Origin of the sequence: Enterobacter sp. RHBSTW-00975, assembly GCF_013615235.1 — a bacterium.
In the GTDB taxonomy this organism is placed as follows: domain Bacteria; phylum Pseudomonadota; class Gammaproteobacteria; order Enterobacterales; family Enterobacteriaceae; genus Enterobacter; species Enterobacter ludwigii.
This window is the reverse complement of the sequence record NZ_CP055883.1, coordinates 2,576,288-2,589,556: the sequence shown is the minus strand read 5'-3', so window position 1 is coordinate 2,589,556 and position 13,269 is coordinate 2,576,288. Positions and strand designations below refer to the sequence as shown.

19 protein-coding genes are annotated in these 13,269 nt (G+C 52.4%); 10 read left to right on the top strand and 9 right to left on the bottom strand.

The genetic code is table 11. The features are described 5' to 3' along the window. The first annotated feature begins 1 nt into the window (after position 1). From oppC to HV340_RS12445, 4 genes are read left to right on the top strand one after another with little or no spacing between them, the layout of a single operon-like run. Positions 2-910, top strand: a complete 909-nt coding sequence (gene oppC / locus HV340_RS12460) for an oligopeptide ABC transporter permease OppC (RefSeq protein WP_014170446.1) — start codon at positions 2-4, stop codon at positions 908-910. 11 nt (positions 911-921) lie between these two features. Continuing rightward, positions 922-1,935 (top strand): ABC transporter ATP-binding protein, encoded by a 1,014-nt coding sequence (locus tag HV340_RS12455; RefSeq protein ID WP_014170445.1) that lies wholly within the window; start codon positions 922-924, stop codon positions 1,933-1,935. Continuing rightward, positions 1,932-2,936, top strand: a complete 1,005-nt coding sequence (oppF, locus tag HV340_RS12450; protein ID WP_014170444.1) for a murein tripeptide/oligopeptide ABC transporter ATP-binding protein OppF — start codon at positions 1,932-1,934, stop codon at positions 2,934-2,936. Before HV340_RS12455 ends, oppF begins: the two co-directional genes overlap by 4 nt. Positions 2,937-2,950: 14 nt before the next feature. Continuing rightward, on the top strand, positions 2,951-3,820 hold the full coding sequence (locus HV340_RS12445; RefSeq protein ID WP_059306235.1) for an ion transporter: 870 nt from the start codon (positions 2,951-2,953) through the stop codon (positions 3,818-3,820). Between the two features lie 31 nt (positions 3,821-3,851). On the opposite strand, the gene HV340_RS12440 is transcribed toward HV340_RS12445, so the two are convergent. Together HV340_RS12440 and cls are read right to left on the bottom strand one after the other, a co-directional pair. Further along, the gene (locus tag HV340_RS12440; protein ID WP_006810881.1) at positions 3,852-4,181 is read right to left on the bottom strand and encodes an HI1450 family dsDNA-mimic protein; all 330 of its coding nucleotides are present in this window, start codon (positions 4,179-4,181) and stop codon (positions 3,852-3,854) included. A 33-nt stretch (positions 4,182-4,214) separates the two neighbouring features. Then, on the bottom strand, positions 4,215-5,675 hold the full coding sequence (cls, locus tag HV340_RS12435; protein WP_014170441.1) for a cardiolipin synthase: 1,461 nt from the start codon (positions 5,673-5,675) through the stop codon (positions 4,215-4,217). Positions 5,676-5,819: 144 nt separating this feature from the next. Between cls and HV340_RS12430 the strand changes: the two genes are divergently transcribed. The 3 genes from HV340_RS12430 (at position 5,820) to leuE (ending at position 7,373) form a co-directional block, all read left to right on the top strand. Continuing rightward, positions 5,820-5,993, top strand: a complete 174-nt coding sequence (locus tag HV340_RS12430) for a YciY family protein (RefSeq protein ID WP_086463573.1) — start codon at positions 5,820-5,822, stop codon at positions 5,991-5,993. 266 nt (positions 5,994-6,259) lie between these two features. Further along, positions 6,260-6,670, top strand: coding sequence for an Exc2 family lipoprotein (locus HV340_RS12425; protein ID WP_032678335.1), 411 nt, complete (start codon positions 6,260-6,262; stop codon positions 6,668-6,670). Between the two features lie 67 nt (positions 6,671-6,737). Next, a complete protein-coding gene (leuE, locus tag HV340_RS12420) occupies positions 6,738-7,373 on the top strand; it encodes a leucine efflux protein LeuE (RefSeq protein ID WP_014170438.1) in 636 nt (211 codons plus the stop codon). A 35-nt stretch (positions 7,374-7,408) separates the two neighbouring features. On the opposite strand, the gene HV340_RS12415 is transcribed toward leuE, so the two are convergent. Beyond that, the gene (locus tag HV340_RS12415) at positions 7,409-7,705 is read right to left on the bottom strand and encodes a YciI family protein (RefSeq protein ID WP_014170437.1); all 297 of its coding nucleotides are present in this window, start codon (positions 7,703-7,705) and stop codon (positions 7,409-7,411) included. A gap of 221 nt (positions 7,706-7,926) precedes the next feature. On the opposite strand from HV340_RS12415, the gene tonB reads away from it, so the two are divergent. Continuing rightward, positions 7,927-8,649 (top strand): TonB system transport protein TonB, encoded by a 723-nt coding sequence (gene tonB, locus HV340_RS12410; protein ID WP_059306666.1) that lies wholly within the window; start codon positions 7,927-7,929, stop codon positions 8,647-8,649. 38 nt (positions 8,650-8,687) lie between these two features. Here tonB and yciA read toward each other — a convergent pair whose 3' ends face one another. The 4 genes from yciA to HV340_RS12390 all read right to left on the bottom strand — a co-directional run bounded on the left by yciA (position 8,688) and on the right by HV340_RS12390 (position 10,953). Continuing rightward, a complete protein-coding gene (gene yciA / locus HV340_RS12405) occupies positions 8,688-9,083 on the bottom strand; it encodes an acyl-CoA thioester hydrolase YciA (RefSeq protein ID WP_014170435.1) in 396 nt (131 codons plus the stop codon). Positions 9,084-9,187: 104 nt separating this feature from the next. Further along, positions 9,188-9,727 carry a septation protein A gene (locus HV340_RS12400; protein ID WP_020882387.1) on the bottom strand — a complete coding sequence of 180 codons (540 nt, stop codon included), beginning with the start codon at positions 9,725-9,727 and terminating at the stop codon, positions 9,188-9,190. A gap of 52 nt (positions 9,728-9,779) precedes the next feature. Beyond that, the gene (locus tag HV340_RS12395) at positions 9,780-10,523 is read right to left on the bottom strand and encodes a YciC family protein (protein ID WP_020882388.1); all 744 of its coding nucleotides are present in this window, start codon (positions 10,521-10,523) and stop codon (positions 9,780-9,782) included. A gap of 25 nt (positions 10,524-10,548) precedes the next feature. Then, the gene (locus HV340_RS12390) at positions 10,549-10,953 is read right to left on the bottom strand and encodes a YkgJ family cysteine cluster protein (RefSeq protein WP_032680849.1); all 405 of its coding nucleotides are present in this window, start codon (positions 10,951-10,953) and stop codon (positions 10,549-10,551) included. 282 nt (positions 10,954-11,235) lie between these two features. Here HV340_RS12390 and ompW point away from each other — a divergent pair, with 282 nt between their 5' ends. Then, a complete protein-coding gene (ompW, locus tag HV340_RS12385; protein WP_014170432.1) occupies positions 11,236-11,868 on the top strand; it encodes an outer membrane protein OmpW in 633 nt (210 codons plus the stop codon). Positions 11,869-12,092: 224 nt separating this feature from the next. On the opposite strand, the gene HV340_RS24635 is transcribed toward ompW, so the two are convergent. Next, positions 12,093-12,299 (bottom strand): hypothetical protein, encoded by a 207-nt coding sequence (locus HV340_RS24635; protein ID WP_226876133.1) that lies wholly within the window; start codon positions 12,297-12,299, stop codon positions 12,093-12,095. Between the two features lie 123 nt (positions 12,300-12,422). Between HV340_RS24635 and HV340_RS12375 the strand changes: the two genes are divergently transcribed. Further along, positions 12,423-12,761, top strand: a complete 339-nt coding sequence (locus HV340_RS12375; RefSeq protein WP_080472752.1) for an energy transducer TonB — start codon at positions 12,423-12,425, stop codon at positions 12,759-12,761. Positions 12,762-12,790: 29 nt separating this feature from the next. Here HV340_RS12375 and uspF read toward each other — a convergent pair whose 3' ends face one another. Then, the gene (gene uspF / locus HV340_RS12370) at positions 12,791-13,225 is read right to left on the bottom strand and encodes a universal stress protein UspF (protein WP_014170429.1); all 435 of its coding nucleotides are present in this window, start codon (positions 13,223-13,225) and stop codon (positions 12,791-12,793) included. Positions 13,226-13,269: the final 44 nt, after the last annotated feature.

Here is a 13,269-nt window from a genome sequence, read left to right as displayed (position 1 = left end):
CATGATGTTGAGTAAGAAAAACAGCGAGGCGCTGGAAAACTTCAGTGAAAAACTGGAAGTAGAAGGTCGTAGCCTCTGGCAAGACGCCCGTCGTCGCTTTATGCATAACCGTGCCGCGGTCGCCAGTCTGGTTGTTCTGGTGCTCATCGCGCTGTTTGTCACCCTGGCGCCGATTCTGTCGCAATTTACCTATTTCGACACCGACTGGGGCATGATGTCCAGCGCACCCGATATGACGTCCGGGCACTATTTTGGTACGGATTCCTCAGGGCGCGACCTGCTGGTGCGTGTCGCTATCGGTGGCCGTATTTCGCTGATGGTCGGTATTGCTGCCGCCCTGGTGGCGGTGATCGTGGGTACGCTTTACGGCTCACTCTCAGGCTACCTTGGCGGTAAAGTGGACTCCGTCATGATGCGTATGCTGGAAATCTTAAACTCCTTCCCGTTCATGTTCTTCGTTATCCTGCTGGTGACCTTCTTTGGCCAGAATATCCTGTTGATCTTCGTGGCAATCGGGATGGTGTCCTGGCTGGATATGGCGCGAATCGTTCGTGGTCAGACGCTGAGTCTTAAGCGTAAAGAGTTTATCGAAGCGGCGCAGGTGGGCGGTGTCTCCACCGGTAATATTGTGGTTCGCCATATCGTTCCTAACGTGCTCGGCGTGGTGGTGGTATATGCCTCGCTGCTGGTACCAAGCATGATCCTGTTTGAATCTTTCCTGAGCTTCCTGGGCCTGGGTACACAAGAGCCACTGAGCAGCTGGGGCGCGCTTCTGAGTGATGGTGCAAACTCAATGGAAGTCTCACCGTGGTTGCTTCTGTACCCGGCGGGCTTCCTGGTCGTCACCCTGTTTTGTTTCAACTTTATCGGCGATGGCCTGCGTGATGCCCTCGACCCGAAAGACCGTTAAGGAGCGCCGTCATGACGATTATTGAAACGGCCACTGCGCCACAGGCGCAACAGCAGGGTAACCTTCTGCTGGACGTAAAAGACCTCCGCGTGACCTTTAAAACGCCGGATGGCGATGTGACCGCCGTGAACGATCTCAACTTCAACCTGCGTGCGGGTGAAACGCTGGGGATCGTGGGCGAGTCGGGTTCCGGTAAATCCCAAACCGCCTTTGCGTTGATGGGGCTGCTGGCGTCTAACGGTGTCATTGGCGGTTCCGCCAAATTCAACGGGCGTGAGATCCTCAACCTGCCGGAATACGAGCTGAACAAGCTGCGCGCTGAGCAGATTTCGATGATATTCCAGGACCCGATGACCTCGCTGAACCCGTATATGCGTGTCGGCGAGCAGCTGATGGAAGTGCTGATGCTGCACAAAGGCTTGGGCAAAGCAGAAGCCTTTGAGGAGTCCGTCAAAATGCTCGACGCGGTGAAAATGCCGGAAGCGCGCAAGCGTATGCGCATGTTCCCGCATGAGTTCTCCGGCGGTATGCGTCAGCGTGTCATGATTGCGATGGCGCTGATGTGCCGGCCAAAACTGCTGATTGCCGATGAACCGACCACCGCGCTTGATGTGACCGTCCAGGCACAGATCATGACGCTGCTGAACGAGCTTAAGCGTGAGTTCAACACCGCGATTATCATGATCACTCACGATCTGGGCGTCGTGGCCGGTATCTGTGACAAGGTACTGGTGATGTATGCCGGTCGCACCATGGAATATGGTAAGGCGCGCGACGTGTTCTACCAGCCTGCACACCCTTACTCCATTGGTCTGCTGAATGCGGTGCCGCGCCTCGATGCAGAAGGGGAATCCCTGCTGACCATCCCTGGCAACCCGCCAAACCTGCTGCGTCTGCCGAAAGGCTGTCCGTTCCAGCCACGCTGCCCGCACGCGATGGAAATCTGCAATACGGCGCCGCCGCTGGAAGAGTTTGCACCAGGCCGTCTGCGCGCCTGCTTTAAGCCGCAGGAGGATCTGGTATGAACGCATTAGATGAAAAAAGAAATGTCCTGCTCGAAATTGCTGACCTTAAGGTGCATTTCGACATTAAAGATGGAAAACAGTGGTTCTGGCAGCCGCCGAAAACCCTGAAAGCGGTCGATGGCGTAACGCTTCGTCTGTATGAAGGGGAAACCCTGGGTGTGGTGGGTGAGTCCGGTTGCGGTAAATCCACGTTTGCGCGTGCCATCATAGGCCTCGTGAAAGCCACCGACGGCAAAGTTGCCTGGCTGGGTAAAGATCTGCTGGGCATGAAGCCAGACGAGTGGCGCGATGTGCGTAGCGACATCCAGATGATTTTCCAGGATCCGCTGGCCTCATTGAACCCGCGTATGACCATCGGGGAGATCATTGCTGAGCCACTGCGGACCTATCATCCGAAGATGCCGCGTCAGGAAGTACGCGACCGTGTGAAGGCAATGATGATGAAAGTGGGCTTGTTGCCTAACCTCGTCAACCGTTACCCGCACGAATTCTCCGGTGGTCAGTGCCAGCGTATCGGTATCGCCCGCGCCTTGATCCTTGAGCCGAAGCTGATTATCTGTGACGAGCCCGTCTCGGCGCTGGACGTCTCTATTCAGGCGCAGGTGGTTAACCTGCTGCAGAAACTGCAACGTGAAATGGGGCTGTCGCTGATCTTCATTGCGCATGACCTCGCGGTGGTGAAACATATTTCTGACCGCGTACTGGTGATGTATCTGGGCCATGCGGTGGAATTAGGGACTTACGATGAGGTGTACCATAACCCACTGCACCCCTATACCCGGGCACTGATGTCTGCGGTACCGATTCCCGATCCGGATCTGGAAAAAAATAAAACCATCCAGCTTCTGGAAGGTGAATTACCGTCCCCGATTAACCCGCCGTCCGGTTGTGTATTCCGTACGCGATGCCCGATGGCCGGGCCGGAATGTGCAAAAACACGTCCGGTTCTGGAGGGCAGTTTCCGACATGCGGTTTCCTGCCTGAAAGTAGACCCGTTATAATCGCAAGGGCTGACATGATGTCAGCCCTTATTATTTGCGAGGTTAATGTGTCGCGATTATTCACCTCAGCCCGTCGGCGGCTCTATCATCTTTTATTCGATCCTGAAACGGTAACCGGAAGGCGTTTTGAAGCCCTCTGCGCGCTGTTTGCGCTGCTCAGCGTGGTGATCATTTTTATCGAATCGGGCGTCGGAACGCAGTATCACCTGACGCTGGAAGAATGGCATCTTTTTGTCTGGCTGGAGCTGGTCATTACGCTGGTCTTTACCGCTGAATATTTCCTGCGGGTATTCTGTTGGCCTGACCCGGCCAAATATGTCTTCAGCTTCTGGGGATTTATTGATTTAGCCACGATCCTGCCGCTCTATGTCATGTGGCTATGGCCAGAAATCAGTCTGAGCTATGTTTTTGCCTGGCGAGCGATGCGCGTTATTCGGGTGTTACGCATTCTTAAACTGCTGCGGTTTATGCCGTCATTGCGGATATTTTGGAGTGCCATCGTCAGCGCGCGGCATCAGCTGATCCTGTTTTATTCATTTATTGCCATCGTCATGGTGATATTCGGCGCGCTGATGTATTTGATAGAAGGGCCGAAGAATGGCTTCTCAACGCTGAATGCTTCTGTTTATTGGGCGATTGTGACCGTCACAACCGTTGGCTATGGTGATATAGCCCCTCACACTCCGCTGGGACGGATTGTCGCCTCGGTACTGATTCTGATTGGTTATTCGGTGATTGCGGTCCCGACAGGGCTCATTACTACGCACATGAGCAGCGCCTTTCAGAACCGTAAGGCGCAACGAAAATGCCCGAAATGTCACCAGGGTGAACATGAACACAACGCGCGGTTTTGTAATCAGTGCGGAAGTGAGTTACCGGATTAAATAAAAAAGGCTGCAATCGCAGCCTTTTTTATTATTCGCGCCAGAGAATATGACACAGCTTGTGGTCTTTCTCGCGACACAGCAGGACGCGGGCGAAGATGTCGTTAATTTCACCGCCATCTTCATCGGCCAGGCCAATCACCACTTCGGCAAAGAAGTCAGGATTGAGGTCGAAATCCACATGTTCAGCCCAGTCTTCAGAAGGGTCGAACAACTCGGCGCCCCCGCGCTCTTCAAACTGGAGATTAAAGAGGATCACGTCTGCGGGATCGAGGTTATCAACCGCCAGTTCGAGAAAAATGTCATAGGCCTGTTCGAGCGTTTCGTCTTCGGTCAGGCGATTGTTCAGATCCATTTCCATGATGACTACCTGTTTAACATCGTTGGGCACGTTTTACAGCAACGGACTAAAGAAGTAAAACAGTCGTTCGGTAATTCTCTGCCACAGCGGGCGTTTAACCCACAGTCTGGCATCCAGCAGTCGCGAGCGGGAGATATAATCATCCTGGACCGCGGCCAGATCGCCGCCAAAGCCGGCATCATCGATCACCAGTGTGATTTCAAAGTTCAGCCACAGACTGCGCATATCCAGGTTAACCGTACCCACCAGACTTAACTCGCCGTCGACAAGCACGCTCTTGGTATGGAGTAATCCGCCTTCGAACTGGTAGATTTTCACCCCCGCAGCCAGGAGTTCACTGAAGAATGCCCGGCTGGCCCAGCCCACCAGAAGCGAGTCATTTTTGCGTGGCAAGATGATACTCACATCGACACCGCGCTGTGCCGCGGTACAGATGGCGTGCAGCAGGTCATCGCTGGGAACAAAGTAGGGGGTGGTCATGATCAAATATTCACGCGCTGCGTAAGTGGCCGTCAGCAACGCCTGATGGATCAGGTCCTCCGGGAAGCCCGGTCCGGAAGCGATAGTATGGATGGTGTGCCCGCTGGCCTCTTCAAACGGCATTATATTGCCATCCGGTGGTGGCGGCAGGATACGTTTCCCGGTTTCTATCTCCCAGTCGCAGGAATAAACGATGCCCATCGAGGTGGCAATGGGCCCCTCCATTCTCGCCATCAGGTCTACCCACTGCCCGACACCCGAGTCCTGCTTGAAGAACCGCGGGTCAACCATGTTCATGCTGCCGGTATAGGCAATATAGTTGTCGATCATGATCATTTTACGGTGCTGGCGAAGGTCCATCCTGCGCAGAAACACACGCAAGAGATTGACCTTCAGCGCCTCAACCACTTCAATACCGGCATTACGCATCATGCCCGCCCAGGGACTACGGAAGAAGGCGACGCTGCCAGCGGAATCCAGCAACAGTCGGCAATGAATGCCCCGACGCGCAGCGGCCATCAGCGATTCTGCAACCTGATCGGCCATGCCGCCAGGCTGCCAGATATAGAACACCATCTCGATATTATGGCGAGCCAGTTGAATATCGCGGATGAGGGCCTGCATGACGTCATCCGAGGAGGTCAGCAACTGGAGCTGGTTGCCCTTAACGCCGCCAATACCCTGACGGAGTTCGCACAGCTTAAACAGCGAGGAGGCAACACTGCTGTTCTCCTCGGCAAAGATATGTTTGCAGGCTTTGAGATCGTTGAGCCATTTGGCGGTTGAAGGCCACATGGCGCGGGCACGCTCGGCACGGCGTTTACCCAGATGAAGCTCACCGAAAGAGAGATAGGCAATAATCCCCACCAGCGGCAGGATGTAGATTATCAGCAGCCAGGCCATGGCAGAGGGTACGGCTCTGCGCTTCATCAGGATGCGCAAAGTCACACCCGCGATTAACAGCCAGTATCCCAGAATGACCAGCCAACTCACCACGGTGTAGAAGGTTGTCATAGGTAAAAAAATCCTTTTGAAAGCGTATTGTTATGAGTGTACGCATCAGGAATCATCTGGCAAATAAAAACGCCAGTTAAAAGCGCTGGTTTGCTGCGGGGTTGGGTTTATAATGGGGTTTCTGTTAGAGAAAGAGTTGTAAACATGAAGCGCAGTAGAACAGAAGTAGGGCGCTGGCGCATGTTGCGACAGGTGAGTCGTCGCAAGGCTCGTTGGCTGGAAGCACAATCCCGCCGCAATATGCGTATACACGCCATCAGAAAATGTGGAATGACCAGACACCGTAACGCGTTGCTGTTCGCTACACAGGTTATCTGAGAACCATCAGGGCACCGTTAAGGTGCCCACTGATTTTCAGGCTATCATTTTTCGCAGTCTCTCCCCCGATTCATTCCGCGATATACTCCGCCCTCTTAATCTTATGCATTTCAAAGATGAATCCTTATCTCTGGGTATTTATTGTGCTGCTTGCGCTGGATGCGATCAGGGAAAACGCAGGATTATCGTCATTATCGTCATTATCCGCGTTGATTAATTTACTGCTCAGCGGGATATCGCACTGGATAAACTAAAAAGGAAAAGAGATGAACGGAAAAGTGGTTGCTGCCCTTCTTGGGATTGCCGTGTTGAGCGGTTGTGCCAGCAGTAAAACGTCACCGGAAAGGCATGCTTATTATTTCGTGTCGCATAAAACCAATTTTACTGGCGGCAATTTTACGTCAAGTGTATCGCAAAATTATCGTCTGAATGTTCCTCAGTTCCGTGAGCTGTATGAGCAGGGGAAAACCGATCGCGCTGCAGGACGCACACTGTCTGAGGCTAACCAGTACGCCCAAAGCATTCGCGATCAACTGAAGAATCAGGCGAAAACGGAGCATGCTTTCGACGGTAATACCGCGGATAAATGGACGTCTCAAATGGAAGAGAAGGACGCCGTTTTATTTGGTAACGAACTGGCTACGACTTATCTTGATGGCTATAACGGCGTACAATAGCGTCTGATTTTGGGGATATCGTATTTGCAGCGATATTCCCGTCGTTTTTTAGCAAAAGGAGGGAGAGGTGTTTGCGGAGTTTGGTGTACTTAATTTCTGGACCTATGTTGTAGGGGCATTTTTTATCGTGCTGGTGCCTGGACCGAACACATTGTTTGTACTGAAAACCGGTATTGGGCACGGTGTTAAAAAAGGGTATCTCGCCGCCACTGGCGTATTTATCGGCGATGCAGTGCTGATGTTTCTGGCCTGGGCGGGCGTCGCAGCATTAATCCAGACGACCCCGGTTCTGTTTAATATTGTGCGCTACCTTGGTGCTTTCTATCTTCTGTGGCTCGGCGGCAAAATGCTCTGGTCAGTCATCACCCGTCAGAAGAATAGCCATGAGAGCGGAACCGAGCCTGCGAGCATGATCATGAAACGCTCGCTGGTGCTGAGCCTGACGAATCCGAAGGCTATTTTGTTCTATGTCTCGTTCTTTGTGCAGTTCATCGATGTGAATGCGAAAAACACGGGCACGTCTTTCCTGATCCTCGCGACCACGCTGGAGCTGATTAGCTTTATGTATATGAGCTTCCTGATCTTCTCTGGTGCGTTTGTCACGCGTTATCTGAAAACCAAAAAGAAACTGGCAAAGCTGGGGAACGGGCTGATTGGGCTGCTGTTTGTCGGATTTGCGGCGCGCTTAGCGTCACTGCACTGAAGAGATGAGTGGCTCCTTTCGGAGCCACTTTTGCATCAAAACACTTTCTTGTACGGGCGAACCGTCACCTTCGCATAGACACCTGCGGCAACGTACGGGTCTGCATCAGCCCAGGCCTGAGCCGCTTCCAGGGATTCAAACTCGGCGATCACCGTGGAGCCCGCGAAACCGGCAGCGCCAGGGTCATTGCTGTCTACCGCAGGCATTGGACCCGCGGTCAGTAATCGACCTTCATCCTGGAGCAGTTGTAAACGCGCCAGATGGGCAGGGCGAACGGACTGGCGTTTTTCGAGGGAATCAGCGACATCTTCAGAGTAAATCACGTAAAGCACGGTGAAGCTCCTTAACCATTAAAAGTGTCAGTAACGTTATGTGAAAGGGCAACTGACTGCAATGTAAAGATAAAAACAATGTTAAAACCCTGATCTGAATGCGCCTTTTTTGGCCTCTCTTGCGCTTAAATTGCGCCAGGACAAAGTGTCTTATTGAATATGATTGCTATTTGCATTTAAAATCAGTGTTCGGTTTTTTAACGTTGATGATTATGACTTCGATGACCCTTGATTTACCTCGCCGCTTTCCCTGGCCGACGCTGCTTTCTGTCGTTATTCACGGTGCTGTCGTGGCGGGTTTGCTTTATACCTCGGTTCATCAGGTTGTTGAAATGCCAGCGCCCGCACAGCCTATTTCTGTGACGATGGTATCGCCAGCGGATCTCGAACCGCCGCAGGTTGCGCCTCCGCCGCCACAGCCCGTCACCGAACCGGAACCCGAACCTGAACCGGTGCCGGAACCGCCAAAAGAAGCTCCGGTGGTGATCCACAAACCCGAGCCGAAGCCGAAACCTAAGCCGAAGCCAAAACCGGTGAAAAAGGTAGAAGAACGTCCAAAACGCGAAACGCGTCCGGTTGAACCCCGCGCCACGCAGACGGTAGAAAACGCAGCACCTTCGCGTCCGGTGATGAATAACACCACGACGACCGCCAAACCGACAGTTACCGCACCCGCGGGACCGCGTGCGGTCAGCCGTAATCAGCCGCAGTATCCGGCTCGTGCTCAGGCATTACGTATTGAGGGGCGTGTACGGGTGAAATTTGATGTTACGCCGGAAGGGCGTGTTGAGAACGTGGAAATACTGTCCGCGCAGCCGTCTAATATGTTCGAAAGAGAAGTGAAAACGGCGATGCGCAGATGGCGTTATGAAGCCGGTAAACCGGGCAACGGACTGATCGTGAATATTGTCTTCCGCCTGAATGGCGGGGCACAGATGGAATAAAAAAATCCTCCGCAAGGAGGCTTTTTTTTACCGGGCAATCAGGCCTGAGGAAGCGGTCGGGGTTTACCTTCGTTGTCCACGGCCACATAAATAAACAGCGCTTCTGTCGCTTTATAACGCTGTCCAATGGGTTCGGACGAGACCTTTTTCACCCACACTTCTATGTTAATGGAGATGGAGGTATTGCCACGTTTTACGCAACGCGCGTAACAGCAAACCACATCACCCACTGCAACCGGGCGCAGGAAGGTCATGCCATCCACTCTCACCGTCACTACCCGGCCATGTGCAATCTCTTTTGCCAGAATAGCGCCGCCCATATCCATTTGCGACATCAGCCAGCCGCCAAAAATATCGCCATTGGCATTGGTGTCAGCGGGCATTGCCAGTGTGCGTAAAACCAGTTCGCCCTGAGGGGCGTTATTTGTTGTCATTGTTTTAACTCGTAACTGAAGACTTCAGGCGGGATGCTACTATGATTTCAGGCTGGAGAGAATAGACCAGAACGCCTGCTGCACACGTTCTGGTCGGTGAACGATCAGTGCTGGTCGTCCTGTGGCATGTGGCGATAGATATAAACGCCACTTAACAGCGTGAAGATGAGCGTCAGAGCCGTCAGGCCAAAGACCTTGAAGTTGACCCAGATATTCTGCGGCAGCCAGAAAGCAATATAGATATTGGCAAGACCACAGAGAATAAAGAAGATCGCCCAGGCGATATTCAGTCGAGACCACACTTCCTGAGGCAGCGTCAGCTCTTTGCCCAGCATGCGCTGGATCAGCGGCTTCTTCATCACCCACTGGCTAATCAGTAACGCACCCGCAAACAGAGCGTAAATCACCGTGACTTTCCATTTGATGAATTCATCGTTGTGGAAGAACAGGGTGAGTCCACCAAACACCGCGACCAGGACGAAGGTCACCAGCGCCATTTTTTCAACTTTACGGTAGCGAACCCAGCTGTAGATCAGCACAACCGCTGTGGCCACGATCAGTGCAGTCGTGGCGGCATAAATGTCATACAGCTTGTAGAAAGCGAAAAAGACCACGAGCGGTAAAAAATCAAGAAACTGCTTCATTCTGTGATTCCATCTTCTGTGTAGGGCCGGGCTGACGTTCCCGGCCACAGGATTACTGACGAATTAACATATACAGGCGGAACAGATAGACCAGCAGTACCGCTGAAATGAGGTTGCTCAGCGTATTTGCCACCACCGCGCCAACATTTGGCGTGAGTACCGCAAAATTCGGGGCAAACAGCAGCAGGAGCGTTTTCGCCAACAGCCAGCCGATAACAGCCGGTGCCACCAGGCGTATATTTGCCCAGGCGAGCCGGATGCTGCTGCGCATCGCGGTAAAGATCCCCAGTTTATCCTGCACGACCATTACCGGCGCGAAAGAGAGCACGATAGCCAGTAATACACCCGGCACGACGACCAGCATAATCCCCATTTGCACCAGCATGGTGGTTAAAAAGATGAGGATAAACAGCTTCGGTAATACCGGCGCGCTGGCACCAATCGCCCGCAGGGCGCTGACGCGCTGACCGGCGGAAACCAGCTGAATCATCAGCAGAACGCCACCTGCCAGAATCGCATTGCCGATAAGACCAGAGAATGTCGAAGCAGCGGAAGCCCGCAGCAGGATTTGTTGCTGCTCCGGCGTCATGTTTTGTACCAGTTCAAACAACCCCACGCTATCTGCAAGGTTGTCGCCCTGGCTCAGGCTGGCAATCTGTTCGTCACTTGGCGAGAACGCATGGCCAAGCACCACTGTAATGAAGGCGCATAGCAACGCGATCAGTAAAAAGGTTAAGAACTGATTGCGGAAAAAGTTTCCCGTGTCACGGTAGACAGACTTCGCCGTGATAGACATGCACTCTCCTTGAGTATTGCAGGTGTTAATTAGCCGGCAATTGTACACCGGATAACACTGTCGTGGCAGCATCAAGGCTTGTATGGAAAAGCATATCTTTGTAAAGCGGCGGTAATCCAAAGCGCGCACGGGCACGATTACAGGCTTCATTGACCTGCCCATCCTCACCTGACATGGAAAATTCCCGGCACGGGCTGGGGCGGTGCTCGTAGATAGAGCACCGGGTGGACACCCCAGGTTCACCTTGAAGCGCAGCGCATCGGCACGGTTTTTGGTTGGTGCCGCTCATGCAGCGCAGAAAAGGCGTTAACGGTTCAGTGAGATGAACCGGAACGGTACCGCCGCCATCGCTGGCTTCGGCCCAGTAGAAAGAGACTCGAAAATACGCACAACAGGCTCCGCACGTCATGCACGGGTTAACATCACTCATGGCACACCTGCAAAAGAAGAACGCATCAAATCAACTTGTGAGAGCGCTAAATTATCCAGCCGCGAGAGGAAGAGCAAGAGGGTGAAAAGAGAAAATTTTGTAACGCCGAAATGCCAGAAATTGACCTGACGACAACTTATCGCTTTACGGTGTGTCACCAAAAATTAACCCAGATCAATGAATGTTAACTTACTGGTTTTAATGTGATCTGTAGCAGATCACTTATTACTCATTTGTGAGTATATTCTCCTCCGCGACTAAAACCACAACGATGGAGCGGATATGAAAAAATTAGCGGTGGCAGCCCTTGTATTAAGCAGTCTCTCTGGCGGCGCGTATGCGCATGAAGCAGGTGAATTCTTTATTCGTGCCGGTTCGGCAACGGTGCGTCCAACAGAAGGCTCTGATAGCGTTCTGGGTATGGGCGGTTTTAACGTCAGCAACAATACCCAGCTCGGTTTGACCTTTACGTATATGGCGACGGAGAACATTGGTGTTGAGCTTCTGGCAGCAACGCCATTCCGTCATCGCGTCGGTTTAGGGCCAACCGGGGATATCGCGACGGTGCACCATTTACCGCCAACACTGATGGCGCAGTGGTACTTTGGTGATGCTAACAGTAAGGTGCGTCCGTATATTGGCGCAGGGGTGAACTACACCACCTTCTTCGACGAGAAATTTAACGATACCGGTAAAGAAGCCGGGCTTACCGATCTCAGCCTGAAAGACTCGTGGGGTGTTGCGGGGCAGGTGGGGCTGGATTATCTGATTAACCGTGACTGGTTAATTAACGCCTCGGTTTGGTACATGGACATTGATACCGACGTTCGCTTTAAAGCGGGCGGTGAACAGCAAAGTATCAGCACTCGCCTCGATCCGTGGGTGTTTATGTTCTCCGCGGGTTATCGTTTCTGATTTATCCCCTGAGACTGGCCTGGTTATGGCCAGTCTTGCTTCGGGGGGCGATTAAGGTTGCCCCTCCATATTCCAGCGTGCTGAACTCATCTCATCAAATACATGCTGAACCGTAAACGGCGGAAATACTGCCCGTTTAGCCGCGTCAGTCAACGCCTGACCATAACCTATTCACACCATTCCTAAAGTCGAGGTGCAGGTTGCATCGCTTACCGCTTACCGCTTTATGCGTGAGGATCGGTCAGTGCGGCGTCCAGTGATTGCTCAATGGCGCAGGCCTGTAGCCAGTGGATATTGTTATCCGAGGCTTTACCGGAATGCTTATAAGTACAGGCATCGGGGGCACGTTGTTTGTGACAGCGTTTAGGGGGAAGGGGAACACATCCGGCAAGCACAGCAGTAATACACACTGACGAAAGAATTTGATTCATGAGAAAGTCCATTTATGAAAGTTATTCCGCAAGCAGGCTATCGGAGTTGGGAGGAGATTAATGCCAGATGCCGCAATATACTGTTCTCGAAAAGCGAGACGTTAAATTTTACAGGACATAATATTGAAAAGAATAATTATTGCGGCTGCGGTTATGCTCATTTCTGGCTGCCATCAACAGCCCATGCAACCTGAACCGGCGCAGAAACCGTGCAATGGAATAACGAATAAGCCTTTCCCTGCCATGCCCGTAAAGGCACAGGCGCTGGGCATTGAGGGTAACGTTGTTGTCTCTTTTTCTGTGGGCGACGATGGTCATCCACACGATATACGTATTGTCTCTGCACAGCCTGAAGGGGTGTTTGAACGCGAAACGCTGCGTGCCGTGCAATTATGGTGTTTATCACCGAATAAAAGCCGTCAAACAGAAACGGTCACTTTCACAGTAAATAAGCCCCGATAGCCCGGGGCTTATCTTTCCTCGCAGGCACGCTAACGCACCACCAGCACCGGGCATTTTGCGTGGCGCACGACGACCGCAGCGTTAGAGCCTAACAGATAGGTCGAAATATCAGGTCGATGAGACGCAATAATTATCAGGTCTGCATTGATACTCTCAGCCAGTTTCAGGATCTGATCTTTAGGCGTGCCAGAAATGGCGTGGGTCTGAATGCGGTCGGCCGGTAAATTGAACTGCGTAACGATCTCATTCAATTTCGCCAGCGCCTCCTGCTGCATTTCTTCCAGTTTTGGCATCTCAACGGAATAGGCCAGACCAAGAGAGGAATAGTAGGGGAAAGAAGGAACGACAGTCAGAAAATGCACTTTGCCGTTACTGATTGCTGCGTTCGCCTGAACATAGGGAATCACCTGTTCGGTCAGGCGACGCTCTGAAATATCGACAGGAACGAGAATTGACGCAAACATGCCACACCTCCTGTTTGTTTTTTATCCACTTTAAGTGTAGTTCC